Origin of the sequence: Maricurvus nonylphenolicus, from assembly GCF_042854845.1 — a bacterium.
Lineage (GTDB): Bacteria > Pseudomonadota > Gammaproteobacteria > Pseudomonadales > Cellvibrionaceae > Maricurvus > Maricurvus nonylphenolicus.
The window spans coordinates 598,367-625,000 of sequence record NZ_AP031498.1 but is presented as its reverse complement, the minus strand read 5'-3'; the positions used below and the strand labels follow the sequence as shown (position 1 = coordinate 625,000).

At 48.1% G+C, this 26,634-nt stretch carries 24 protein-coding genes; 7 read left to right on the top strand and 17 right to left on the bottom strand.

All coding sequences use genetic code 11. The features are described from left to right. Positions 1 to 309: 309 nt before the first annotated feature. The gene (gene pssA, locus ACGHZ6_RS02715) at positions 310 to 1,155 is read right to left on the bottom strand and encodes a CDP-diacylglycerol--serine O-phosphatidyltransferase (RefSeq protein WP_390617254.1); all 846 of its coding nucleotides are present in this window, start codon (positions 1,153 to 1,155) and stop codon (positions 310 to 312) included. A 104-nt stretch (positions 1,156 to 1,259) separates the two neighbouring features. Further along, positions 1,260 to 2,276: a ketol-acid reductoisomerase gene (gene ilvC / locus ACGHZ6_RS02710; RefSeq protein WP_390617253.1), complete on the bottom strand. Its 1,017-nt coding sequence runs from the start codon at positions 2,274 to 2,276 to the stop codon at positions 1,260 to 1,262. Positions 2,277 to 2,473: 197 nt separating this feature from the next. Here ilvC and ilvY point away from each other — a divergent pair, with 197 nt between their 5' ends. Continuing rightward, positions 2,474 to 3,349, top strand: coding sequence for an HTH-type transcriptional activator IlvY (ilvY, locus tag ACGHZ6_RS02705; RefSeq protein ID WP_390617252.1), 876 nt, complete (start codon positions 2,474 to 2,476; stop codon positions 3,347 to 3,349). Between the two features lie 174 nt (positions 3,350 to 3,523). Here ilvY and ilvN read toward each other — a convergent pair whose 3' ends face one another. Then, positions 3,524 to 4,015, bottom strand: coding sequence for an acetolactate synthase small subunit (ilvN, locus tag ACGHZ6_RS02700; RefSeq protein WP_390617250.1), 492 nt, complete (start codon positions 4,013 to 4,015; stop codon positions 3,524 to 3,526). Between the two features lies 1 nt (position 4,016). Continuing rightward, the gene (locus ACGHZ6_RS02695; protein WP_390617249.1) at positions 4,017 to 5,753 is read right to left on the bottom strand and encodes an acetolactate synthase 3 large subunit; all 1,737 of its coding nucleotides are present in this window, start codon (positions 5,751 to 5,753) and stop codon (positions 4,017 to 4,019) included. Positions 5,754 to 6,286: 533 nt separating this feature from the next. On the opposite strand from ACGHZ6_RS02695, the gene ACGHZ6_RS02690 reads away from it, so the two are divergent. Then, positions 6,287 to 6,724, top strand: a complete 438-nt coding sequence (locus tag ACGHZ6_RS02690; protein ID WP_390617248.1) for a DUF4124 domain-containing protein — start codon at positions 6,287 to 6,289, stop codon at positions 6,722 to 6,724. A gap of 76 nt (positions 6,725 to 6,800) precedes the next feature. Here ACGHZ6_RS02690 and clpB read toward each other — a convergent pair whose 3' ends face one another. The 3 genes from clpB to rluD form a co-directional block, all read right to left on the bottom strand. Beyond that, positions 6,801 to 9,446 (bottom strand): ATP-dependent chaperone ClpB, encoded by a 2,646-nt coding sequence (clpB, locus tag ACGHZ6_RS02685; RefSeq protein WP_390617247.1) that lies wholly within the window; start codon positions 9,444 to 9,446, stop codon positions 6,801 to 6,803. Positions 9,447 to 9,662: 216 nt separating this feature from the next. Continuing rightward, positions 9,663 to 10,433, bottom strand: coding sequence for a peptidoglycan editing factor PgeF (pgeF, locus tag ACGHZ6_RS02680; RefSeq protein WP_390617246.1), 771 nt, complete (start codon positions 10,431 to 10,433; stop codon positions 9,663 to 9,665). Positions 10,434 to 10,438: 5 nt separating this feature from the next. Continuing rightward, on the bottom strand, positions 10,439 to 11,401 hold the full coding sequence (gene rluD, locus ACGHZ6_RS02675; RefSeq protein ID WP_390617245.1) for a 23S rRNA pseudouridine(1911/1915/1917) synthase RluD: 963 nt from the start codon (positions 11,399 to 11,401) through the stop codon (positions 10,439 to 10,441). 214 nt (positions 11,402 to 11,615) lie between these two features. Between rluD and ACGHZ6_RS02670 the strand changes: the two genes are divergently transcribed. The 5 genes from ACGHZ6_RS02670 to ACGHZ6_RS02650 all read left to right on the top strand — a co-directional run bounded on the left by ACGHZ6_RS02670 (position 11,616) and on the right by ACGHZ6_RS02650 (position 17,379). Then, on the top strand, positions 11,616 to 12,596 hold the full coding sequence (locus tag ACGHZ6_RS02670; RefSeq protein WP_390617244.1) for an outer membrane protein assembly factor BamD: 981 nt from the start codon (positions 11,616 to 11,618) through the stop codon (positions 12,594 to 12,596). A gap of 187 nt (positions 12,597 to 12,783) precedes the next feature. After that, the gene (nadE, locus tag ACGHZ6_RS02665; protein WP_390617243.1) at positions 12,784 to 13,635 is read left to right on the top strand and encodes an ammonia-dependent NAD(+) synthetase; all 852 of its coding nucleotides are present in this window, start codon (positions 12,784 to 12,786) and stop codon (positions 13,633 to 13,635) included. A gap of 77 nt (positions 13,636 to 13,712) precedes the next feature. Then, positions 13,713 to 15,317, top strand: coding sequence for a sensor histidine kinase (locus ACGHZ6_RS02660; RefSeq protein WP_390617242.1), 1,605 nt, complete (start codon positions 13,713 to 13,715; stop codon positions 15,315 to 15,317). 33 nt (positions 15,318 to 15,350) lie between these two features. Further along, complete coding sequence (locus ACGHZ6_RS02655; RefSeq protein ID WP_390617241.1) at positions 15,351 to 16,706, top strand: sigma-54-dependent transcriptional regulator; 1,356 nt, start codon at positions 15,351 to 15,353, stop codon at positions 16,704 to 16,706. Positions 16,707 to 16,821: 115 nt separating this feature from the next. Continuing rightward, positions 16,822 to 17,379 (top strand): GspH/FimT family pseudopilin, encoded by a 558-nt coding sequence (locus tag ACGHZ6_RS02650; RefSeq protein WP_390617240.1) that lies wholly within the window; start codon positions 16,822 to 16,824, stop codon positions 17,377 to 17,379. Here the strand turns inward: ACGHZ6_RS02650 and ACGHZ6_RS02645 are convergent. From ACGHZ6_RS02645 to lspA, 10 genes are all read right to left on the bottom strand, one after another. Continuing rightward, positions 17,376 to 17,816, bottom strand: coding sequence for a type IV pilin protein (locus tag ACGHZ6_RS02645; RefSeq protein WP_390617239.1), 441 nt, complete (start codon positions 17,814 to 17,816; stop codon positions 17,376 to 17,378). The genes ACGHZ6_RS02650 and ACGHZ6_RS02645 overlap by 4 nt on opposite strands. 41 nt (positions 17,817 to 17,857) lie before the next feature. Next, the gene (locus tag ACGHZ6_RS02640; RefSeq protein ID WP_390617238.1) at positions 17,858 to 18,175 is read right to left on the bottom strand and encodes a hypothetical protein; all 318 of its coding nucleotides are present in this window, start codon (positions 18,173 to 18,175) and stop codon (positions 17,858 to 17,860) included. A gap of 27 nt (positions 18,176 to 18,202) precedes the next feature. After that, the gene (locus tag ACGHZ6_RS02635; protein WP_390617237.1) at positions 18,203 to 21,565 is read right to left on the bottom strand and encodes a pilus assembly protein; all 3,363 of its coding nucleotides are present in this window, start codon (positions 21,563 to 21,565) and stop codon (positions 18,203 to 18,205) included. A gap of 44 nt (positions 21,566 to 21,609) precedes the next feature. Next, complete coding sequence (locus ACGHZ6_RS02630) at positions 21,610 to 22,239, bottom strand: PilX N-terminal domain-containing pilus assembly protein (RefSeq protein ID WP_390617236.1); 630 nt, start codon at positions 22,237 to 22,239, stop codon at positions 21,610 to 21,612. Positions 22,240 to 22,267: 28 nt separating this feature from the next. Next, positions 22,268 to 23,308, bottom strand: a complete 1,041-nt coding sequence (locus ACGHZ6_RS02625) for a PilW family protein (protein ID WP_390617235.1) — start codon at positions 23,306 to 23,308, stop codon at positions 22,268 to 22,270. A gap of 32 nt (positions 23,309 to 23,340) precedes the next feature. Next, a complete protein-coding gene (gene pilV / locus ACGHZ6_RS02620) occupies positions 23,341 to 23,877 on the bottom strand; it encodes a type IV pilus modification protein PilV (protein ID WP_390617234.1) in 537 nt (178 codons plus the stop codon). Then, positions 23,868 to 24,440 (bottom strand): GspH/FimT family pseudopilin, encoded by a 573-nt coding sequence (locus ACGHZ6_RS02615; RefSeq protein ID WP_390617233.1) that lies wholly within the window; start codon positions 24,438 to 24,440, stop codon positions 23,868 to 23,870. The genes pilV and ACGHZ6_RS02615 overlap by 10 nt, the downstream gene beginning before the upstream one ends. 181 nt (positions 24,441 to 24,621) lie before the next feature. Then, entirely contained in the window at positions 24,622 to 25,590 is a 969-nt protein-coding gene (gene ispH / locus ACGHZ6_RS02610; protein ID WP_390617232.1) for a 4-hydroxy-3-methylbut-2-enyl diphosphate reductase, read from the bottom strand. A gap of 66 nt (positions 25,591 to 25,656) precedes the next feature. Further along, complete coding sequence (locus tag ACGHZ6_RS02605; RefSeq protein WP_390617231.1) at positions 25,657 to 26,112, bottom strand: peptidylprolyl isomerase; 456 nt, start codon at positions 26,110 to 26,112, stop codon at positions 25,657 to 25,659. Positions 26,113 to 26,143: 31 nt separating this feature from the next. Beyond that, positions 26,144 to 26,623, bottom strand: a complete 480-nt coding sequence (gene lspA / locus ACGHZ6_RS02600) for a signal peptidase II (RefSeq protein WP_390617230.1) — start codon at positions 26,621 to 26,623, stop codon at positions 26,144 to 26,146. Positions 26,624 to 26,634 lie beyond the last annotated feature (11 nt).

Here is a 26,634-nt window from a genome sequence, read left to right as displayed (position 1 = left end):
GCAAGCAGTATTTGAAATTTAATTTCTTGCTTGACCCCACTTTAGAAAACCTCGCTAACCTATTGATTTTCGGTGCTTTCTAAGTGTCCCCGTCAGGGGCTGCGCATTATGCCGATCGACCCTATTAGGGTCAACAGTTTTTTGTAAAAAAACCGAAAAAGCCTTTATCCCATCACTGAGCGTCAGGGGAAGGTAAGAATTGGCATTCGCCAGGGGGTAAAATTAACTATAGAAAGGGAGTTTGAATTGCGCAAATAGATGGAAGAGATAATGCGCCCCACCGAGAAATAGCAGGGCGAACACGGGCATTTAGACCTTCTTGCGAAGCTCCCAAATCCACATCAGCAAACCTGACAGAGCGTAACAGGCAAATACACCCAGCAACACCATCGGCGGATCGATAGTCACCAAACCGAATATCAGCACTACCACCAGGATAAAGACAAATGGCACACGACGTTTAAAATCAAACTCCTTGAAACTGCTGTACTTCACATTAGAGACCATCAGCAAGCCCATAGCCGCCGTAATTAACCCAGCGATCAACGAAGGGCGCCCGGCCATTTCCACATCATGACCCAACCACACCATGCCAGCTATAACTGCAGCAGCCGCAGGACTGGCCAGACCTATAAAGTAGCGCTTATCCACAGTATCAACCTGGGTGTTAAAACGCGCCAAACGCAGCGCCGCGCCGGCCGCATAGATAAAGGCTACCGCCCAGCCAAACTTACCCAAATCAGACAAGGCCCAGGAAAATACCACCAGGGCTGGAGCCAAACCGAAGGACACCATATCTGACAAGCTGTCGTATTGAACACCAAACTCACTGGCGGTATTGGTCAGCCGCGCCACTCGACCATCCAAGCCATCGAGAATCATGGCCACAAAAATGGCGATTGCTGCCGACTCAAAATTATTGTGCATGGCAGAGATAATGGCATAGAAACCACTAAACAATGCTGCCGTAGTGAAGAGGTTGGGCAGCAAATACACACCTCGACGACGCACCCTTTTACCGTTCTCGGTTACCTCTTCGACGTGCTCATCAACCGGGATAAAACTCTCCTCCTGCTCACGCTGAGCATCCAGATTGGAAACATTGTCCTGCCCTTGCGCAGCACCATCTTTATTCTGTTTTTCAGTATCGGCCATAACGCCCTCTCATCATTCCTGTGACTATGATACTCGCATCCCCCGACCTCACAAACAAAAAACGCGGCCGAAGCCGCGTTTTTGAAGATATCGACAAAAACCAATTAGTTTTTGGTTTGGTCGATAATCTTGTTAGCTTCGATCCATGGCATCATGGAACGCAGCTGCTCACCAGTCTGCTCGATTGGGTGTGCCGCATTGTTGCGACGACGGGCAGTCATGGATGGGTAGTTAGTCTGACCTTCGGCGATGAACATCTTGGCGTACTCACCACTCTGGATACGCTTAAGCGCGTTACGCATAGCTTCACGAGACTGCTCGTTGATAACCTCTGGGCCAGTTACGTACTCACCGTACTCAGCGTTGTTAGAGATGGAGTAGTTCATGTTAGCGATGCCGCCTTCGTACATCAGGTCTACGATCAGCTTCAGCTCGTGCAGACACTCGAAGTAAGCCATTTCTGGGGCGTAGCCAGCTTCGGTCAGAGTTTCGAAACCCATTTTAACCAGCTCAACAGCACCACCACACAGAACAGCCTGCTCACCGAACAGATCAGTTTCAGTCTCATCTTTGAAAGTAGTTTCGATGATACCGGAACGACCACCACCAACACCGGAAGCGTAGGACAATGCTACGTCTTTAGCCTTGCCAGAAACGTCTTGCCAGATAGCGATCAGATCAGGAATACCACCGCCGTTTACGAACTCGTTACGTACAGTGTGACCAGGCGCCTTAGGCGCAATCATTACAACATCCAGATCAGAGCGTGGCTCGATCTGGTTGTACAGGATGGAGAAACCGTGAGCGAAAGCCAGGGTAGCACCCTGCTTGATGTTTGGCTCAATTTCTTCGCGGTACAGCTGGCCCTGGAACTCATCTGGAGTCAGGATCATTACCAGATCAGCGGCAGCTACAGCAGAAGGTACATCAGATACTTTCAGGCCGTGAGCTTCGGCTTTGGCAACGGAAGAAGAAGATGGACGCAGGCCAACAGTCACGTCTACACCGGAATCTTTCAGGTTACAGGCGTGAGCGTGGCCCTGAGAACCGTAACCAATGATGGCAACTTTCTTGCCCTGGATAATGGACAGATCACAGTCCTTATCGTAATAAACTTGCATAATTTAACTCCTGCTACATCGGCACCCCCGAATGGGCTGCCGCCAAAATTCGTCAAACTCAGATAGGGACAAAAAGACTCCCCATCACGATAGCTGCGCAGTGTATAGATTTTCACCTATTGCGTAAAATGATATATTTGCAACACTATATCCCATTAGCTGCAACAAAAGTTGCAACACAAGACAGCAGGCCCACCATGGATACCCGCAGCCTCTCCCTGTTTCTCAACCTGTCTGAAACCCTGCACTTTGGCCGTACTAGCGAAGCCTGTCATATCAGCGCTTCCGCACTCAGCCGTCACATCCAGCAACTGGAAGAGTCACTGGGCGTCACTCTGCTGGTACGCAATAATCGCAGCGTGCAACTCACCCACGAAGGTAAGCGCTTACAACAATATGCCCGGGAAACATTACAGCAGTGGGATACCTTTAAAGATTCACTGATGGCCGACAGCGGCGAGCTGCACGGCGAGATCAGCATGTACTGCTCGGTGACCGCCAGTCACAGCTTCCTGTATGACATCCTCAGTGAGTTTAGACAGAAACACCCGAAAATCGAGATCAAACTGCATACCGGCGATCCAGCCAGTGCTATCCCCCGGGTTTTGGCGGGCCACGAAGATATCACCATTGCCGCCCGCCCCGATAAGCTGCCGGCGCAACTGGCGTTTAGCCGTATTACGGTATCACCACTGGTGTATATCACCCCCAAGGCGGAAGTACTGGAAGCCGAACTAAAGCAGGCCATCAAAAAACAGCAGTGGGAACACATCCCGATGATTTTGTCGGAGGAAGGCTTGATTCGGGACCGGGTAGACGAATGGTTTCGCCAACAGCAGATCACCCCCACGATTTATGCACAGGTAGCCGGTCACGAAGCGATTGTTAGTATGGTAAGCCTGGGATTTGGGGTTGGCGTGGTGCCGAAGATTGTTGTGGATAACAGTCCGCTGGCAGATCGGGTGGAGCTATTGCCCAAGCAGCCGAAATTGGAAGCTTATGATGTAGGACTGTGTGCATTAAAGAAGCGCTTGAAGAGCCCGCTGATTGAAGCGTTTTGGAGTAGCCGCTGATTCTGACGAAGCTAGGGATCCGACCCTGCGGGTCGTACCCCGGCGAAAGTAGCACCCAAACTCAGTATAAACCTGGGGTCTGACCCGCAGGGTCAGACCCCGCCCTCCCCAAAAAAGCGAGACAATAAAAAACCGCCCGAAGGCGGTTTTTTTAGGCAAGCGCTCAGAAACAGCTTACAGGCTCAACACCTTCTCGCCGCGGGCAATACCGGAAACACCGGAGCGCACCACTTCAAGCACAGTACCTTCACCCACCGCCTGCACAAAGGCATCCAGCTTATCACTGGTACCGGCAACCTGAATGGTATAGACAGTGCTGGTCACATCGATAATCTGACCACGGAAGATGTCCACACAACGCTTGATCTCTGCACGCTGAGCACCGGAAGCCTTCACCTTAATCAGCATCAGCTCACGCTCAATATGCGCACCTTCGGTCAGATCCACCAGCTTAACCACATCAATCAGCTTGTTGAGGTTTTTGGTGATCTGCTCGATCTTGTGATCATCACCGATGGTGGTCAACGTCAGGCGAGACAGGGTCTCGTCTTCGGTCGGAGCAACCGTCAGGGTTTCAATGTTGTAACCACGCTGGGAAAACAGACCAACTACTCGTGACAAGGCGCCCGGCTCGTTTTCCATCAATACCGAAATAATACGTCTCATCTTAAGTACGCTCCGTCTTGCTCAACCACATATCACGCATGGAGCCCTCTGGGGCAACCAGCATTGGATAGACGTGCTCACCTGGATCAACATAGACATCCATAAAGACCACACGATCCTTCATGGCGAAACACTCTTCCATCTTCTCTTTTAGCTCTTCGCGCTTGGTGACACGCATACCCACGTGACCATAGGCTTCCATCAGCTTAACGAAGTCTGGTAGCGAGTCTTCGTAGTGAATCTCGGAGTAACGGCTGTCGTACACCATATCCTGCCACTGCTTAACCATACCCAAAGCCTGGTTGTTCAAGCAGATGATTTTTACCGGCAGATTGTATTGAGTCAGGGTCGAAAGCTCCTGAATACACATCTGGATAGAACCCTCACCGGTGACACAAACAACGTCTTTATCACGGTGTGCAAACACAGCTCCCATAGCCGCCGGCAAACCAAAGCCCATGGTGCCCAGACCACCGGAGTTCAGCCACTGACGTGGGCTATCGAACTTGTAGTACTGCGCAGCAAACATCTGGTGCTGACCAACGTCAGAAGCAACAATGGCTTTACCATTGGTCACTTCATGCAACGTCTTGATCACTTCCTGCGGCATGATCTTGTCGCCGTCAGTTTTGTAGCGCGGCTTGGTATAGATACCATGACGATCTCGCCACTCATCAATTTGCTTCCACCAATCAGCGAGCGCCTGCTCATCAGGCTTCTGATCGGTAGATTTCAACAGCGCCAGCATTTCTTTCAAAACGCTATCCACAGAACCTACGATGGGCACATCGGCGGTAACGGTTTTGGAGATAGACGCTGGATCAATATCAATATGTACGATCTTGGCATTCGGACAGAACTTGCTCGGCGTATTGGTAACACGGTCATCGAAGCGCGCACCTACCGCCAGAATCACATCACAGTGATGCATCGCAGTATTGGCCTCAAAAGTACCGTGCATACCCAGCATACCCAGGAATTGCTTGTCGGAACCCGGGTAACCACCCAGCCCCATCAAAGTATTGGTAACCGGATAACCTAGAATCTGCGCCAACTCGGTCAGCAAGGCACTGGATTCGCCTTGAATAACACCACCACCGGAATAAATGACCGGGCGCTTGGCTTCCAGCAGCAACTGAACCGCTTTTTTGATCTGACCACTGTGGCCACGCAGAGCAGGTGTGTAAGAACGTAACTTAACCTTCTTAGGATATTCAAACGGGAAGGTCTCGTTCGGGTTAACGGTATTCTTCGGAATATCGATAACCACGGGCCCAGGGCGGCCACTGGAGGCAATGTGGTAAGCCTTTTTAACCACCTCTGGAATTTCGCTGGCGTGCTTAACCAGGAAGCTATGTTTCACGATAGGACGGGAGACACCGATCATATCGGTCTCCTGGAAGGCGTCCTCACCAATCTTTTCCGCCGGCACCTGACCGGAGATCACGACCATAGGGACAGAGTCCATATACGCAGTAGCAATACCGGTAATGGCATTGGTTGCACCTGGACCCGAAGTCACCAGCACGGTACCGACTTTGCCGGTCGAACGGGTATAGCCGTCCGCCGCATGAGTCGCCGACTGCTCATGACGTACAAGAATATGTCTAACTTCTTTTTGCTTAAACAGCGCATCGTAAATATGCAGCGCCGCACCACCTGGATAGCCGAAAACGAGTTCTACGCCTTCTTCCTGCAGTGAGCGGATCAACATATCGGCGCCTGAGAGCATTTCCACCTGTTATCCCCTTAATCGATAAACACTTTCTGTAAAACCTGAATGCACGCCACTAGCGCCCACCCTATATCTATAAAGATCATCTCTTCACGACTCTTTATATAGATCAGGCACGGCTATACCAGCACACAAAACAGTGATGACTGAGGTTCCCCTGACACTCTGCGCTTTTAGCACCCTGAGAGCGTCGGGCAGGCAACGCCGGTGGACGTACCTCCGCTCGAGATGAGCCCTGACAATAGGTAAGGACTCTAATGGTCCGGCAAGCGTTTGGCTTGCCTGTGGTAGATCTATGAAGGCCGAGGTTACGGCAAATCTACACGCCATCTAGCGAACCGGCAATTCTAGCAACTTCGGCACTAAAGTCTAGGGCTGACGGGGGTTTAAGCGGGATTTTTGATAGAAATAATAACCTTATGAGACGTAGGGCATACCTATTGGTGGGGGAGTGGTTTATAGTAGAAAGTGTATTTAATAATGAACGGACACCATCTAGACCAATAACTAGATACCACTAGACAGGACAGACTATCGTGAAGATTCGCGTTTTTGTAGCGGCCTTGGCAACCAGCATCTGCTTACTAGCCTCTAACAGCTCCCACGCAGCGAAAGAGTATTATAAATGGGTGGATGAGAACGGTGTTACTCACTATACCGCCCATCCCCCAGGTGAACGCAAATCCACTAAAGTAAGAACAACAAACCTTAAGCCCAGTTCGAGCTCTACAGCAACAGCTCAGCCATCAACTGATAACTCAGGCGATAAAGACACTACTGCGGCCCCAGCTCCGAAAGAAGAAGCCCCCAAAAAAGACCCTGCACTATGCAAGCAGGCAAAAGAGAACCTGAAGATTATGAAAGAAAACTCTCGCATCAAGGTTAAGGATGGGGATGACTACCGCTTCCTAGCAGACGACGAGATCAAAAAGCGCAAAGAAGAAGCAGACAAAATCGTTAAAGATCACTGTTAAATCATTAGTACACATCAGAAGCCAAAAGCCCGAACCTTAACCAGATTCGGGCTTTTTTCAGCCAACTAAGGCTGCCTCATTTCATTTTATCGAAGACTGCCCTGCCATTTTTAACCCCGGCGAAAATAGTATCACCCGGACCAAACTCTCCAGCCAAAACAGCCTGTGCCAACGGATTTTCCAACATCTGCTGAATAGCTCTTTTCAACGGCCGCGCTCCATAGACAGGATCAAAGCCCGCTTCCGTCAACTGCTCCATCAGATCATCACTGATCATTAACTGCAGCTCACGCTCAAGTAGGCGTTTACGCAACAACTCCAACTGAATATCAGCAATACCACGAATCTGCGCCTTACCCAGAGGATGGAAAACCACCACCTCATCGATACGGTTAATAAACTCAGGCCGGAAGTGGCCGCCGACCACGTCCATCACAGCCTCCTTCATGGCCTCGTAGCGATGCTCGTTGCCCACAACATCGCCAGCATCTTCATTGGTGTTATTGAAATCAATAGTATCGAAAGATTTATCCTTGGCCAGATCCTGAATCGCATCGGAGCCCAGGTTAGAGGTCATAACCACTACCGTATTACGGAAATCCACCGTGCGCCCCTGACCATCGGTTAAACGGCCATCTTCCAGCACCTGCAGAAGAATATTGAACACATCCGGATGGGCTTTTTCTACTTCATCAAGCAACAATACCGAGTAGGGTTTACGACGCACAGCTTCGGTCAGATAACCCCCTTCCTCATAGCCCACATAACCAGGAGGCGCACCAATCAAGCGAGCCACGGAATGCTTTTCCATAAACTCGGACATATCGATCCGCACCATGGCATCCTGGGTATCGAAGAGGAATTCTGCCAGCGATTTGCACAGCTCAGTTTTACCGACACCGGTTGGCCCCAGAAATAGGAAGGAACCGTTAGGACGATTAGGGTCAGACAAACCTGCGCGAGCACGGCGTACAGCATTCGACACCGCAACTACGGCCTCTCCCTGACCAATCACACGCTTATGCAGTACATCTTCCATGCGGAGCAATTTCTCTCGCTCGCCTTCAAGCATTTTTGAGACAGGAATACCGGTCCACTTGGAGACTACTTCAGCAATCTCTTCATCTGTCACTTTATTGCGCAACAGCTTCATAGACATCATTTCAGCCTGACTGGCCATATCCAACTGCTTTTCCAATTCCGGAATAATACCGTATTGCAGTTCCGACATACGGCCCAGATCGCCTGCACGACGAGCAGCATCCAAATCCAAACGCGCCTGTTCCAGGTTCGCTTTTACTTCAACAGAGCCGTGGAGGGCAGCCTTTTCTGCACGCCAGACTTCGTCAAGATCGGCAAAGGCTCTCTCGTTTTTCTCAATTTCACTGTCGAGCAAATTCAGTTGCTTCTTGGCCGCATCACTATCGTCTTTTTTTACCGCCTCCCGTTCAATTTTTAATTGAATCAAACGGCGTTCCAAGCGATCCATCTCTTCCGGCTTGGAATCAATCTCCATCCGAATACGGCTGGCTGACTCATCAATTAAATCAATGGCCTTATCCGGTAACTGGCGATCGGTGATATAGCGCTGCGACAATTTAGCAGCGGCAATTATCGCTGAATCGGTAATATCCACCCCGTGGTGCACTTCGTAGCGCTCTTTTAATCCACGTAAAATGGCAATGGTATCTTCCTCGGTGGGCTCATCTACCAGAACCTTTTGGAAGCGGCGCTCTAGCGCCGCATCCTTTTCAATGTACTGACGATATTCATCCAGTGTAGTTGCCCCGACACAATGTAGCTCACCACGTGCCAGCGCAGGTTTGAGCATATTACCTGCATCCATAGCACCTTCAGCCTTACCGGCACCAACCATGGTATGCAACTCATCAATAAACAAAATGATCCGACCTTCCTGCTTGGAAAGTTCGTTAAGTACAGACTTTAGACGCTCTTCAAATTCACCGCGAAACTTGGCCCCCGCCAGCAACGACCCCAAATCCAGAGATAAGAGACGTTTGTGCTTCAGGCTTTCAGGCACTTCTCCATTAACAATACGCTGAGCCAAACCTTCAACAATGGCAGTTTTACCCACACCCGGCTCACCAATTAACACCGGATTATTTTTGGTACGGCGCTGCAGCACCTGCACAGCCCGACGAATTTCATCGTCACGACCAATGACCGGGTCCAACTTGCCGGCCTCAGCACGGGCAGTCAGATCGATGGTGTATTTATCCAAGGCCTGGCGATTACCTTCAGCATCCGGGTTATCCACAGCCTCGCCGCCACGAACTTTTTTAATCGCTTCATCCAACTGTGGCTTGGTTCCAAATTGACTAAGCAGCTTACCTGCGGAATTATTCTGATCTGCCATGGCGGCTTGCAGGACACACTCACTGGAGATATAGGCATCACCATTATCCTGAGCCTGCTTGTCAGCGAGATTAAGCAGGCGCCCCATCTCGCTGGACATACCCACATCACCTGTGGGACTCTGAATTCGCGCCAGATTATCCATCGCAATGGCAATGGCATTGCGCAAACCTGCAACATCAAAACCAGCTTGAGCCAGCAATGGGCGTACGGCACCGCCTTGCTGATCAATCATGGCCGACAGCACATGCACGGGTTCGAGTTGATTGTGGTCCCGGCCAATAGCCAGAGACTGCGCATCCGATAGCGCCATTTGCAATTGGTTGGTTAAGCGGTCAATTCGCATTGCTCACCTCTTGTTCACATCTGCGTTAACGTCCGTTTCCAGGCTAGCTACATAAGGTTAGACCTGATGTAGGGCTACACCTGATTATAGAAATCAGTTACAGAAGAGATGGGGGAGGCTCAATCAGAATTCAAGCCTATAAAGGAGAGAAAGTGTCACTTTTAACCATCCAACAGCCAAGAATTGACACAAATCAAACACTGAGAGGCAGTGGGTCTAGCCCTCCAGCCAGATAACGCTTGCCATACGGCCAGTAACGCCATCGCGACGATAAGAGAAGAAACGCTCACTATCGGTGTAAGTGCAAAAATCACCACCGTAGATAGCGCGCTGACTTACCCCCAGGGCCGACAACTCAGCTCGAGCCAGCCCATAGAGATCCGCATAAAAGCCTAATGGTTTTTCGATACTGGGAATAAAGCAGCTGGAGATTGCCTCGGCATGCTCAGCCGAAATGGCCCCCTCAAAGAAAGCCTCAAGCACATCGATCCCCACCTCAAAAGCCTGTGGACCAATGGCAGGGCCAAGGTATACCAGCAGCTGATTAGCCGGCAACTCAAACGCTTCTACCGCCTCGCGGATAACCCCATCAGCAAGCCCCCGCCAACCAGCATGCACGGCAGCCACCGTGGTACCCGCAGTATCACACAGTAGCAAAGGCAAACAGTCCGCGGTTAACACTGTACAGGGCTGATTGGGTTTACAGGTGATGCAGGCATCGGCAGTTCTGACACGCTCATCACCCTCGGCTTCGACAACACGGGTACCATGGATCTGCTCAAGCCATTGAGGCACACCAGGTATAGCCGCCCGCTGTTGAAATTTCTGGCGATTAGACAATACCGCCGCATCATTATCTTCAACATGCAGAGCCAGATTGTTAGCGTCATAAGGGGGCAGGCTATCTCCACTCAAACGAGTAGATATACAGGATTTTACTTTCGCAGGCGCCGGCCAATCCGGTATCAGAAAATCCTCATGGGCCATGCTATTTATCCTTTCTCGTTATCTTCTCTAGCCAACAATTCCAGCAAGGCTTCGAAATCAGCAGGGCGCTCCGCTTCCCACTCCATATATTCGCCACTCACCGGATGAATCAACCCTAGAGCAGCAGCATGCAATGCCTGACGCGGGAAACCACGTAAATGCTCGATCATCTCTTTCGAACAACCCTTGGGAATTTTAAAACGTCCCGCATAGGTAGCATCCCCCACTAGCGGATAACCAATATGGGCCATATGAACACGAATCTGGTGAGTACGGCCAGTTTCCAACTTCAAACGAATATGGGTGTAATGACCAAAACGCTGCAACAAACGGTAGTGAGTAATGGCTTCCTTACCACCAAAGTCAACCACAGCCATCTTTTGACGCTGACGAGAGTGACGACCAATGGGCGCATCCACGCAACCGCCACCAGTCATAGCCCCCTGTGCAATGGCTTCGTACTCACGACTAACACTGCGCTCCTGTAATTGCGCCACCAGATCGGTTTGCGCCTGTAAGGTCTTCGCTACCACCATAAGCCCCGTGGTGTCTTTATCCAGTCGGTGAACGATACCGGCACGGGGCACCTGGGCCAGTTCAGGATTGTGGTGCAATAAGCCGTTAAGCAGAGTGCCAGTCATATTGCCAGCCGCCGGATGTACAACCAAGCCTGAGGGCTTATTGATAACTAAAATATCGTCATCCTCGTAGCGAATATCCAGGGGAATATCTTCAGCTTCCCAATCCCCTTGAACCTCTAGCTCGGCTTGGAGAATCAGCATCTCACCGCCTAACAGTTTTTCCTTGGGCTTGCGCTGGACATTATCCACCGTTAGAGCACCAGATTTGATCCAGTCTTGCAGGCGGGAACGGGAATAATCCGGGAACAACTCAGCAGCCACCTGGTCAAAACGGGCACCGCGACGCTCATCAGGTACTTGGGCGCGCTCATCAATCAGGTCTGCCATGTAATATGTCCTCTATTTACCGCTACGATTACGACTTTAATGTACCGACAGGCCCGCTAGGGCTTTGGTATAAGGTGCCACTGTGTTTAAATACGGCCTGTGTTTAAATCGGGATTGTTGGCCGGGCCGGGTAGTTTAACCTGACAATAAGCTAAAAGAATAACCCGAAACCTGAATTTCCTTACTTTTCAGCAGATAAATAGAGTCAAAATCTATGCGTGCTCGTTTGTTAATGGTCTTGGCCAGCTTGTTGGTGTTGGTCGCCTGCTCCTCCAATGAAGAACAGGGCCCTCAATACACCACCGAAAAAGATTTTTATGAAGCGGCCCAGCGCCAGCTTAAAGCCCGCCAGTGGGAACTGGCGATTGAAAACCTGCAGGGCCTGGAAGAAAACTTCCCCTTCGGCACCTATGCCGAGCAAGCCCAGCTGGAACTGATTTACGCCTACTACCGCAATTTCGAGCATGAAGCCTCTTCTGCTGCCGCAGACCGCTTTATTCGCCTGCACCCTCAACACCGCAACGTGGACTACGCCTATTATATGAAAGGCCTGTCCTCCTTCACCGAAGGAAACGGTATGTTTGAGCGCTTCCTGCCCACCGACCTGACCCGTCGCGACCCAGGTGCAGCTCGTGAATCCTTTGCCCACTTCTCGCAACTACTGGCACGCTTCCCGAACAGCACTTACGCCCCGGATGCCCGCAAGCGCATGATCTACCTGCGTAACTTGCTGGCCCGTTACGAGATCCATGTGGCTAACTACTACTTCAAGCGTGGCGCCTATGTCGCTGCCGTTAACCGGGGTCGCTATGTGGTAGAAAACTTCCAGCAGACCCCAGCAGTGCCAGATGCTCTGGCAGTTATGGTTCAGGGCTACCATCTACTGGGCATGGACGACCTTGGCACCAACCCGCTAACCACCCTAAGCCACAACTACCCTGAACACCCCGCCTTAAATAGCGACGGCACATTCGATTACCAATACAGCTCCAATAGCGGCGAAAGCTCTTGGGTTAGCACCGTAACCTTTGGCCTATTCGACAAGAAAGAGCCCCCAGGTTTTGATAGCCGCGAGATCTACAACCCGGAATGGAAAAACAAACAAAATTACCAAGAGCTAAACCAAGAAGAGCAAGAGCCTGAAGAAGAGGGCAAACCTTGGTACAACTGGTTAACTTTCGGCCTCATCGACTAAACAACTCCAAAGCCTTCCAACAGCACTCGGAAGGCTTTTCCCCTCCCCATTTATTCCCGCTACCTTTTCTCCGCCAGCCTCGCGCTTTATACTCTTCCCATCTCTTTTCTTAAGGAAAAGCCCATAAAATCACCGTTATACATGCACTACAATAGTGCCTTAACGACCAAGATGCAGGTAGCTCACAATGGCCAACGAAACGATTACCCGAGAATCCATTATCAGCGAAATGAAGGTCTTACCCGAGATCGATGCCAACGCTGAAATTCAACGCCGGGTCGACTTTATCAAAGCCACTCTGAAAAGCGCCAACCAGAAGCACCTAGTACTCGGGATTAGTGGCGGCGTCGATTCCTGCACCTGTGGCCGACTGGCTCAGTTGGCCGTCGAGCAACTGAATACCGAACAAAATACCAACGACTATCAATTTATCGCCGTGCGCCTACCCTTTGGCGTGCAAGCAGATGAGCATGATGCACAAGCTTCTATCGACTTTATAAAACCCAACAAATCGGTCACTGTTAACGTCAAACTTGGCGCCGACGGCATTCACGAAGAAACCATTGGCTCCCTGACTGAACACGGCCTTATCGAACACAGCGACAGCCATATCGACTTTACCAAGGGTAATGTTAAAGCCCGCACCCGCATGGTGATCCAGTATCAAATTGCTGGCGTCTTGGGAGGCCTGGTGTTGGGAACCGATCATTCTGCAGAAAATGTAACCGGTTTTTTCACCAAGTGGGGTGATGGCGCATGCGATCTGGCCCCGCTGTTTGGCCTAAGCAAGCGCCAGGTTCGCCTGCTAGCGAAAACGATGGGGGCCCCGGATAATCTGGTGATGAAAACTCCAACTGCAGACCTGGAATGCCTTGATCCCCAGAAAGAGGACGAGCATGTTCTAGGGGTTACCTACGATCAGCTGGATGATTTCTTGGAAGGTAAGGCCGTTACTGAAGACGTAGAAGAGAAAATTGTTGCTATATATAAGCGCACACAACATAAGCGCCTACCCATCCCAACAATTTACGACCTCTAACCCCCTAACCCCAGGCAAAATTAATAACACATTAAAATAGCCTGGGTTTCTCTTATAAGTATTGCCGTATAATAACTATGGTCATATCTACCACAGCAGTTGATAACAGTAATTACGGTATCCTGCGTGTATACGCTTACTACCGCACTCTATTGAGCAGCATATTGCTGCTTATGTTCTATACCAAGGTTGCTGATGACATCCTAGGTAGCACTGAACCAACAGTTTTTTTCTATACCGCCCTTACTTATACCGTACTAAATATAGCCACACTACTTATCTTATGGCGTGGTCATTTTCAGCCCAAAAACCGACAGATTTTCATTATCCTGCTCTGCGATATTATCGCCATGATGATCATGATGCAGACTAGCGGCGGAGTCGAAAGCAGCATCGGTTACCTATTATTGGTTTGTGCTGCAGCCGGAGGTATTTTCCTCCAAACACAAGCTAGCGCCGCACTAGCTGCGATAGCAACCATTATGGTTATTGGAGCAACTCTGAATCAAGTTTATAGCGGCCAAGCAAACGCTCGCACGATGTTCTCTGCCGGTACTATGGGCATCCTACTATTTTTATCGGCACTAACACTTAACTACCTCAGCAATCGCATTCGTACAAGCAATTTAGAAGCAGCATCACAAGCCGAACATGCTGCTCACCTTGAACGCATGGCCCAGCTAATTGTTGAACGTATGCGAACAGGAGTACTTGTCGCAAACCCTGCAGGGCAAATAGAACTGATCAACCAAGCTGCCGCCAAGCTTCTTGGGCTTAATGACACCCTTTCAGGTCAGCATTATCTCCACGACTTTCCTGAAATTGAAGAACATCTACATCTTTGGAAGGCCTACCCACATACACGCACGCCACACATTCCTATGGGTGAAAAGAATCAAGAAATACGCTTAGGGTTTGCAACACTAGAAGGTGGCAACACAAATAATGCCAGCACCCTGATTTTTATAGAAGACAATCGCACTCTGACACAAGAGGCCCAACAACTTAAACTCGCCTCCCTCGGCCGCCTTACGGCAAGCATTGCTCACGAAATTCGTAATCCCTTAGGAGCAATTAGTCATGCCAGCCAACTTTTAGATGAATCTCCTGACCTACAAAATACTGACAGGCGAATGACCGAGATTATAAACACCAACACCAAGCGTGTTAACCAGATTATCGAGAATGTTCTTCAACTTTCTCGACGTCGTGCTTCTCAACCTGAACCGATAGAACTCAATCAGTGGGTGAAGCAGTTTATTGAAGACTACAAACACGAAGATCTAAATGCAGATATAAAGCTTAACAGTTGCAATAACCTAATCGAGACTAAAATGGACACCAGTCATTTAAATCAAGTGCTAACCAATCTCTGTAATAATGGACTTCGCTACAGTAAAGAAGCAACAGATAACGCAACCCTAACCCTGGAACTCGGCATCGATATTCAGAGTGAATTACCCTATATTAGAGTCATCGATAATGGAGAGGGAATAGCCGAAGACAATCGGCAACATATTTTCGAACCCTTCTTCACGACAGAAGCTAGTGGTTCAGGCCTCGGCCTGTATATATCCAAAGAGCTCTGCCAATCAAATCAGGCTAGCCTAAACTATTTAATAACAGAAACAGGAAAAAGCTGTTTTCAAATTAACTTCGCTCACCCCAAACGTTTAGTTTGACACAAGCCAGTCAAGAATAGTGATAATAAGAATATGCCCAAAACTCGCGCCCTGATCATTGACGACGAACCTGACATCCGAGAGCTGCTGGACATCACACTCTCTCGCATGGGGCTGGATACGGATAGTGCAGAAAATGTCCGCCAAGCCAAGAAATTGCTATCCGAGCAGAGCTATCAAGTTTGCCTCACCGACATGAAATTACCCGATGGTAATGGGATAGAGCTAGTTAAGTTTATTCAAAAAGAATACAGCCAACTTCCAGTAGCCGTCTTCACTGCTCACGGCAGCATGGATCTTGCCATAGAAGCCATGAAAGCCGGCGCTTTCGACTTTATATCTAAGCCTGTCGAGCTGGAACAATTACGCGGACTCATAAATACAGCCTTAAAACTGGAGCCCGCATCATCTGAAACAACAAATAGCAAACCGCAGAACAAAGCTCCAGCTCTGCTCGGCGATGCTCCAGCAATGGTTAAGCTTCGTAAGCAAATAGCCAAAGTGTCCCGTAGCCAGGCACCTGTATTTATAAGTGGTGAGTCCGGCACAGGTAAAGAGCTCGCCGCCCGAGCTATTCACTACCAAGGAGCTCGAGCAGATGCCCCCTTTATTCCGGTAAACTGCGGAGCCATTCCAAAGGAATTAATGGAGAGTGAGTTCTTTGGCCATAAAAAGGGGAGTTTCACTGGAGCAACCAGTGACAAACAGGGGCTTTTTCTTGCTGCTGATGGCGGCACACTATTCCTAGATGAAGTAGCAGACCTCCCCCTAGACATGCAAGTAAAACTACTACGCGCCATTCAGGAAAAGGCCGTACGCCCTGTAGGAGGAGAACAGGAGACCAGCATTGATGTTAGAATTCTTAGCGCTACACACAAGGATCTGAATCAGGAAATTGAGCATGAGCGTTTCCGCAGTGACCTTTTCTACCGTATCAATGTCATCCAAATTGACATGCCTCCGCTTCGCGAGCGAACAGACGATATCAAGCATCTGGCAGAAACTTTCCTGGCTCGTTTCGCCAAGGAGATAGATGTACCTTCACCATCACTTTCCCAAGATGTGATAAAAGAGCTGCAAAGATATAGCTTCCCTGGAAATGTTCGAGAGCTTGAAAACATTCTTGAGCGAACTTTCACGCTTTGTGATGAGGACATAATAGAGCTAGAAGATCTTCAGCTTTCTACGAGAGAACCCCCCTCGGAAAAGCCACAACACAACACAGGGGAGGTAGACTCACTAGATGACTATCTCGAAGACATTGAGAGGGAGGTCATCGTATCAGCACTCGAAAGCACTAAATGGAACCGCACAGCGGCCGCCAAAAAGCTTGGCGTAAGCTTTCGTTCCCTTCGATACAGACTAAAAAAGCTTGGGCTTGATGAATAACCCCACAAACATACACTTAAGTACTAAAACTAGAAAAAAATCAGCACCTAAGACTTATTGTTCACTCATTCTTTAAGCGCTAGATTAACCATCCCATGAAACCAAGGACGGACTCATGAGATACAGCAAAGCGTTTACCTTTATCGAATTATTAACCTCGCTCGCTATAATCGGAATACTCACAGGATTTGCAATACCCACCTTCACAACCCTCTTGGAAGTAAACAGTTCCATTAGCGCCAGAGACAACTTACTAGCAGCTATCAACTACACTCGCCTTGAAGCTATATCCAGAGTAACAACCATTACTCTATGCCCCAAATTAACATCATCTACCTGCGGAAAGGTATGGTCTGAAGGCATTCTAGTCTTTACTGACCCTAACCAGAATGGACGCATTGATGAAGAAGAGGAGGTCCTTAGAGAATTCTCACCACTATGGGGTGGCGGAACTTTACGATGGTCATCATTTGGTAGCAACAACTACCTTCGCTACACTCCGCTTGGAAACACATTAAATCAGAATGGTAGTTTTATCTATTGCCCTACATCTAATAACTTGCGATACGCGCAAGTTATTGTCATCAACAGAGGCGGTCGAGCAAGAGCCGCCTTAGACTCAAACCAGAACGGTATAGTGGAAAGAGCTGACGGAAAAGATGTCACCTGTTAACGCCAGCATTCTGCTACTGTCCCGGCACCAGTACTACCAACAACACCTGCATTGTTATAAGTTAAGCTAGTACAATCCAAATCCACGGTATTAGGCACAACAGATAACGTGTACGTTCTACAAGCTGTCACACCTGCAGCACAACCACCAGGAGCAACAACCAGGTTAGCGGTATACCGTCCATTTGCACTTTGAGTATCCATCCTATTCAACTGGTTTGCCGCTGTAATTGAGTTAGCATAAGATAAGTTTTGAGCATAAAAAGCCTCTTGAGCAGCAGCTAAATCCAAAATAAAGTCTTTACCTTCAGTTCTCATACCGCGTGAGACCTGCTCAGTATAAGCTGCATATGCTGCTGCGCCAGCAATGCCAATAATAGCGACGACGATTAGCATTTCTATTAAAGAAAACCCATGAAACTTCTTTTTATTTTTCATACAAGAACCCATCCAGAATACCCTCAAAGCCATAAGACAAATTAGTCGTCATTCACAGGTAACTTAAAACCCTTAGGCTTGATCCAAATAGTAGCCACTTTTGAGCTTCCTTCCCGTTCATACGCCACCTTTTGCCCCAGTTTTAAGCTATAACGATTAACTGTATCACCACGATGATCAAATACTTTCAAACTTAAACTCATCGAAAGGTACGTATCATCTATCACTACTGCAGACTGCTCATGAAATACAGCATCAACAATACCATAGATTGGTTTATCTCCACCTTCAGCCAATACCTTGAAAGCAAATAACGCCCCCAAAAACATACAGAAAATATTAACACCAACCTTATTCATTACAACAATCTCCTCTGGGACTGAACATTATCGAATTATCGACCAAGAACTACGAGAGGATGGTCTACTTGCTCCAGTTTGAACACCCACATCGGTAATTTTACCACTGGAGTCAGAAACAACATATCGATCATCAATCAAACGTCCACCACCGGGAATCGCATTAGTCATGATCCCGGCAACAATGTCATCATCAAAGGTGCCATCATTATTTATATCCAAAACAGTAAAATCAGGCTGCCCCCCCGTCATTCGATCGGCAAACATTAAATAGCCATAGCCACCACCGTTACAGGACCCACTATCCGGCACAGTGGTATTAAAGAATACAATATTGCCAATTGATACAGCCTCTACAACAACCCTCTCTCCCGTATCAGGAAGATCAATAAACCACCCCAACTCACTCGTAACCACATAATCGACATCATTTGTGGAAAGATCGCGACCACCAGTAACCGTAGCAGAACCACTAACGACCTGTTGCTGCAAGCTATTTCGCGTCAGTTGCGACACACCTGCATCCCACACACCATACATAGTTTGGGTATTAACATCTAAGTTATCATTTTCAGATATCCATTGGCCCGTACCGAAGTAGACCATAAGATTTGGCTCGGTGCTGTCTCCCAGCCTACTCGGATGCGTTCTAACTACAGGAAGAGACGTTATTGGTTGTCGGTTAGCTACCGTACAAGTAGTACCACCACACGCAGAAAACAATGGCACAGGAGAGCCAGTATCACTGTATGCCACATCCCACTTAGTACTATCCTTATTACTTAAATCGAACGCCCACATATTACCATGCAGATCACCGGCATAGACTCTATCAATTGTTCCATCACCTGTCATATCCAAAACGGTAGGAGAGGACAAACCATTACAATCACTTCCTGCATCATTACAATCTGAATTTGCAATAGCACCTGACGCAGTATCAATCAATTCAAAACCGCCAGTCGAATCCAAATACAACACAAAGAGTTTTGCAGCACCATCACCATCACCATTATAGCCATTACCAAAAATAGCTGCCCAGCGACCATTATTCATTTTACCAACCAGAGGGCGACTGAACGTATAGCCTAACTGCGGATGCGTAAACTCTTGCTTAACAATACTAGCAGCACCAGCTTCTGACAAAGATGATGGATCTGTTATATCGATAACATAAACACCTTTCCCTCCAGCCCTTAGACCTCCTATAAGGTAGGTTCTCCATGCACCATTAATAAATACATCGGCAGCAAGTGGAGATTCATCCACGTAGGCTATATGGCTATAACTTGTATCTGCCAAATAATGTAATCCTTTGCCATTACTATCATCAAATAAGAACCCCGGAATATAAGCAAAGACCTCGTCGCCGTCGTCAGCATCAAAGGCATGAAGCATCCCATCGTTTCCTCCAACGTAAACTAGAGGGTCACGATTCTCTTCTTGCAAAATAAAATCTGAATACGGATGATCAACCCCCTCAATAAAATTAGGGTATGCTCGACCTGGCGCCCCCACATACGAGGGACTGGAATGAACAATGTCACCTAACCGCTTATCAAAGCGATCTCGGAAGACACCGCCATTATCTACTTCGTTATCATCTTTACCCCTCAGGAAACTCACGATATTTTGACCGAAGACTTGGTTGGCCGCTATTTCAGAGGGGATAGCGGTAGCCTCATCAAATGGAGCATCAGCCAAAAGATCACTCACCTGATCAGCACTAATATCTGTTACCAGCAGATTGCTATAATCAGCAGGAAACTGAAAGGGAACCCCCTGCGTACCGTTATAGGTAATTATGTTTCTGGCCTGAGCATCTAAATCTCGGTTATTAAGAACATCCGCAGCATCCCACTCAAGATTACCGACACCATTACTATCGAAATCAAAAGCCAAAAGAGAACCATGCCAACCGCCTGAGTCAAATCTTGCCTGGAACACCAGAGTATCTGTCCCCAAGCTCGTCGAGTTAAACGCTACGGCAGATGCAGCGCCATCTCTATCAGCAATATCGTTAATAGCTCCTTGCAAAGAACTAATTAATGAATCCGGATCACCTGCGCTCAAGAACTCTCCTCGACCATTCCAGGCCGCATGACGCATATCATCAATGGTTCTCGGATTGTTTGAGGAAGGTGTTGGCCACGCAAATGCAGCATCTTTATCTACTGGGTTCGCCGACAAAGTGCCATTCACACCAAAAGCTACCGTATAGGTAACCATATGCTGAGCTTCATTTTCATCCACACCAGTAATAACAGGAACATTATCATCCATCACCGGTGCCAAATCATTTTTGTAGTACCACATGGCGACATCAGCTAACGTATTACTAACACCGTCTGCATAAGACCCACCATCATAAGGGCTTACAGAGTTTGCATCTGCATTACCAACACTAGGACTACTCCCATTCCAGAACCCATCAGACATTAAGATTGTAAAGTTCTGCTGACACTCACCACCTCCAGATGCACTAAGAATCGGAGAAGTAGGATTTGGAGTAAATCCAAACAAGCCAGTTCCAGGGTTTACACCCACTCTAAAATAATTACCTGCCTGCTGAAGGTTCTGCCTAAGAGGCGTACCACCGGAAGAATTAATCCTAAACAAATTCCTTAATAAGGCTGTCTTATTAGAGCTCGCTGCAGCATCAACAGGCACACTGATGTTATCGACATCTTTAACAATAGTACCAATCAAATTATTGTTATGCAGCGTAGCCAACCCCATCCTTGCCTGACTATCCGTAATAATGGTAGACAGCGCACGCTTCGCCACATATTCACGCTTACGGTAATAGGAATACCAGTTAGCATAGTTTTGCTGATTAGCTGCAGATAAAGCATTTACAAATACTCGACTTCCACTTGAAGTAGGGCACTCCCCATTATCGTAAACACCATCGCTATCTGCATCATTCCAAGGGTAATAGTAATGACTACTCACATTATCCAAGTCATCATTATCATAAGGATTATTTAACGCTGTTGTTAAAGTTCTATTCGAATATGCAAACCCATCCTCATCCAGTCCGACCCAGGGGCTGTAGGTAGCTAATGGATTATAGGCCATGGCGTTATAGCCAGAACACAGTTCTCTGCGCTCGGTATTATTATCTGGAGTAAAATCCAAATAGCGGGTACCGCTATTATTTTCCGGCATTTCACCTGTTCCATGAACAGTAATAGCGCCATTGGTTAATAAGTTTTCCCAATCCATCGACCCCGAATCATCAACAAGCCAAAGGATATTAGGCTGAACATCGGTACCAAGAAACAATGGTTTATCAGCCAATACGCCAGGCGCAGCCTGAACGCCCCCCAAAGGCAGCAGCAATGTACCAAACAAAACTGCAATATAATTTCTATTCTTAATCAACATAATCAACCCTCGCAAACTTGCATGCAGTTTTTTTACCTTCAACATTAGTAGGTAAAGATACCCGCCCCCCTACCTGTCCGATAGGTAGTTTGAAGCACTGAGTAGATACCTGCATCCCTGGACCAACCAATAGCAGTAATTACAAAATAGTGCGGTTCAGAACTAGCAGATATATTGGGGTCGTTATAGTCAACAATCACCTTATTACTCGTACCCTGCAAATTCTGACCAACATACTCGATAACATAGCGAGGCGGATTAGCCACCGTAAGGTCATAACCTACAACAGGAATACTATTATTGTCATCCCAAGCACCAGGAACGACGACATCCGCTATAGATGACTCTAGCCAATCTGGCGTATTAATTTGTCCAACTAGATTCCAGTTTGCGTATAAACCTACGGTTCCATTATCAAATATTGATAGATCCGTTGTAGCTCTCACATTATTGGTCATAAAAGTTTCCGCTGCTCTCAAACCTGCTTCCGCAGCTAAACTGGCAACGTTTTTTTGCTGGTAAGCTATAGACATTTTCTGCTGAAGGATTGTATTAACTCGTGACCCCACGCCCAAAACAGTCATCACCAATAAAATAACCATTGCAACAACAAGAATGGCCCCCTCCTGATTTCGATGGCCATACCGCTTTAAATACTTCATTTTACTTTTCACTTATCTGCACCCATTAACAGAGAAACTATTAACGCAACTGATTTCTAACCATAAATGTTTTCGAAAAAGTTTGACGGTCAAGCCCCCCACCTTGCTCATTGGGCACTTGATTGATTGAATTTAGGGTCATAGTCACCTGAATTCGATCAACATCTCCCCACTCAGGAACTCCAGCGGCGTTGGTTATTCGAATATTACCGGCGTTATCAAGCCAGCCAACCTGGATCTGAAAATCCTCTACACCTTGAGCAATTTCGTTTTGATTAATAAACAAAGAACATAGCTCTGGGTTTGCAACCGAGCACACACCTCCACCAGCAGCGGCCGCACTAGTGCCAACTGCATACACCTGAGCCGTCCCTCCCGCAGGGTAAAGATAAGCAACTGTGCCACCGTATTCGTACTGACGATTATTCGCATCAAGTTGTGTGTAGCCAAATCGTCCTTCCAGTGAATCATTGTTATTGCTCTGCCCTTCAGGAGAAACCACGCCAACAGCGTGCTGAATTTCCCCATTACTAGTTTCAGGATCATTTGTAATCATAAAAATCCGAGCCAAGCCACAGTTGGCGACCATAACTACTTGATGCTGCTCAAGAGAGGCGTAATTGCCATGATTCTCATCAACCCAGATGGACTGAGTAGATTCTGATCTAGCAACCAAAGGAACCCTGCCAGCTGTAGAGGCGTGCCTTACAACAAGTGAATCTGTTCCTAACAATTGATCACCTTCAGTTGCACTAAGGCTTTCTTCAAAATTGAAGACTTCACCTGGGCCAGCATCTTGCGTCAGGTAGACCTGAACATCGACATCATCATCAGTATGCTCATCCATGTTTAAACAGCCAATAAATCCCGTTTGCGAGATATCTTGACTTAAACGAGCAAAAATAAAACGAGCATTTTCCTGAAGTCGAGAAGCCCCCTCTTGGACCTGCTGCGTCTTAGAGGACGTGGCATAGAGTTGCACCACCCCAGCCATAACCATCAACCCTATGGTGATCGCCACCAAAATTTCCACCAGTGTTAAACCGGCTTGACGAGAAGAGTAATTAAACTGATTATTCATAATCCCAACGATCCTTAGATCTTACGACTCACCTACTGAAGATTTAACTGCACTGAATAACATGCAAGATCCACCTGCGAATCACCACTGCAGCCAGTGCCATTTGCACCAGTTCTGTCGTTGTCCCACATAACAGTGATCGTAGTAACTTCATTACCTACGACATTTACCGTTCCTCGCCCACCCGGCAATCGGGCCTCAAGCTCGGTCTTCCAATCAAATAAATCTAACGCTCTTTGCTGGGCAGTATTGCATCCTCCCGCCGAGCAACCGGGATCCACCGCCGCCCCATTGGTATCTATTCCGTTATAATCATCTGCAGGTGTCACAAGGAGCGGATTCAATAAACTTTGGTTTGAGTAAGCCATTATTCGGTCCGCCATATCTTCCGCCAAGAATTGCGCATCAGTGCGCATGGAAGCACTGACATTGGTTCTCAAACTGGTCAACTGCATAGCTTGAACTGCAAGCAAGCCAACCGCCAAAATAAACAGAGCAATGACCGTCTCTGCCATAGTAGAACCCTGCTGGAGGCGACAGGAGCTTACTGAATTTGTTGTTACGGGCATGCCACTGTCCCCATTTGAGCCAAAATCGTACCGGCCGCAGTGATATTTAAAGTATTTGAACGTCTTGTATCATTGGCGTTATCTGCATCCTGTTCACAAAGAGTAAAAGCAGTTCCTGCCCCTCCAACCATCTCGCCTAACTCATTAAAAGTTACGCGATTGGCATTCGACCTAAGCGTAACCCCACCGGTAAGAGCTGCCTGCGATTTAACCAAGCAGTCCTCATTGATATCACAGGTTCCACCACCGTAATTAGGGGCACCATTGCCATCATCGTCAACAAAGACAACCCATCCCGAATCCCAGTTGTTATTTCCCGCGCAGGTGGCACCATCAGCACTAGAGCAAATAATGACACTCTCCTGCTTGCCAACCGCCTCACCTCGAGCAAACTGCAAGGAGCCGGTAAAACTGGCTAGACTTGAACGACGAGCACTGCTGTCCATCAAGTCATTAAAAGCAGGGGCGGCTAAAGCCGCAATAACACCTAAAATGCCAAGAGAAACCAGCAACTCCGCTAAGGAGAAACCTACTTGAGTATGCGTATTAGCGCTGTAAGACATATCCACCCCTTTTAAGTAAGTTAATATCATCCATCTTTACACTGGAAGTACCAGCAGCCATGGACGAACGGCAACTTTAGGTGGACTAGAAGAGCAGATATAACAGAAAGTTCTGCTTAAGTAGACTATCAGAAGGGGAGCACGCGTCAATTGACGCAAGAATCAACAAAAAGCCAGGAAACTAGCGCAACTCTTTAGGTAGCGAGAAACGAATATTCTCCTCACGCCCATCCAACTCCTCACCCGGTTCAGCCCCCATCCGGCGTAGAGTGCTGATCACATCCTGTACCAGGTTTTCAGGTGCAGAGGCACCGGCAGTAATACCGATAGAACGCTTTCCCTGCAACCAGGACGCATCAATATCTTTAGCGCCATCAATCAGGAAGGCTTGAGACCCGCAGCGCTCAGCCAGCTCGCGTAAGCGATTAGAATTGGAGCTATTGGGAGACCCCACCACCAGCACCAGATCAGCCTCCAAGGCTAGTTGCTTTACCGCATCCTGGCGATTCTGGGTAGCGTAGCAAATATCGTCTTTACGAGGCCCCTGAATATCCGGGAATTTTTCCCGCAGGGCATCAATCACCCGGGCGGTATCATCCATGGAAAGCGTGGTTTGGGTGACGTAGCTGAGGGCTTGAGGGTTATTGACATCAAGTGCAGCCACATCAGCTTCGTCCTCTACCAAGTAGATATGACCACCGTTAGCAGCATCGTATTGCCCCATGGTGCCTTCTACTTCCGGATGCCCCTGATGTCCGATCAGCACACACTCAGTGCCATCAGCGCTGTATTTGGCCACCTCCATATGCACTTTGGTTACCAGAGGACAGGTTGCATCAAACACCTTTAAGCCTCGATCAGCAGCCTCTTTACGCACTGCCTGAGAAACACCGTGCGCACTGAAGATAACGATGACGTCATCAGGCACTTCATGCAACTCTTCAACGAAGATAGCACCGCGCTCACGCAAGCTATCGACCACAAACTTGTTATGTACTACTTCGTGACGCACATAAATCGGCGCACCAAAGACGTCTAACGCACGGTTAACAATATCAATCGCACGATCCACACCGGCACAAAAGCCGCGTGGGTTGGCCAACTTGATAGAAGGGGCAGAGTTAATGGCTGGCGCAAGCTGTTCGGTCATGACAGGTAGCTTCTATAAAAACTGTTGAGTAAAAGTAGTTTCGTAATAAAAGATAAGGTTCGAGTATTAGACAGCAGAGGCCTGGGCAGGTTGCACGTCGATAATTTCAACTTCAAACAAAATATCACGCCCGGCAAGCGGGTGATTAAAGTCTACAAAAACAACTTTATCGTCGAAGCATTTAACAACACCCGGCAACTCGGCTTTTTGGGCATCAGCAAAGGACACCATCAGCCCTTCAACCAGATCCATATCTTCGCCAAACTGGTCACGAGGCACTTCCTGCACATTGCTTGGATTCGGCTGACCAAAGCCCTGTTCCGGCTTGATGATGACCGCATCTTTGGTCCCTGCCCCCATGCCAAACAGGGATTCCTCAAAGCCTCTTAACAAGCTGCCATCGCCCACAGTAAAGGTGGCTGGATTGCGATCAAAGGTGGAGTCCACAACAGAACCGTCTTCCAACTTTAAAGCAAAGTGCAGCGTAACCTGAGTATCAGGGCCAATCGTTAAACTAGACATACCATATTCACCAAAAGCTTTACATTCAAAATCATGCCGCATCCCTTGGCGTTCTAAACATATCAATAATCAGCATTGCTGCACCGACACAGATAGCGCTGTCAGCAATATTAAAGGCGGGCCAGGCGTAGCGCTCGTAATGCAGAACGATAAAGTCCACCACATAACCGAGCATGACGCGGTCATACAAGTTGCCGACCGCACCACCAAGAATTAACGCCAGGGCACAGGCCTCCCAAATGTTTTTACGGGGCAAGCGAGCAATCCAGATCACCAATACCACACTCACCACACCGGCAACCGCACCAAAGAACCAACGCTGCCAGCCACCGGCATCACTCAAAAAACTGAATGCAGCACCGGTGTTATGTAACAGGGTGAAATTAAAAAAGGATGTCAGGGTAATGGTCTCACCGTAATGCAAGTTAGCTGTCATCCAGGCTTTGGTGAGCTGATCCAGAATAATCATCACCATCGCCAGGCCATACCAATACCAACTTGCTTTCCCCATCCTCTCTTCAA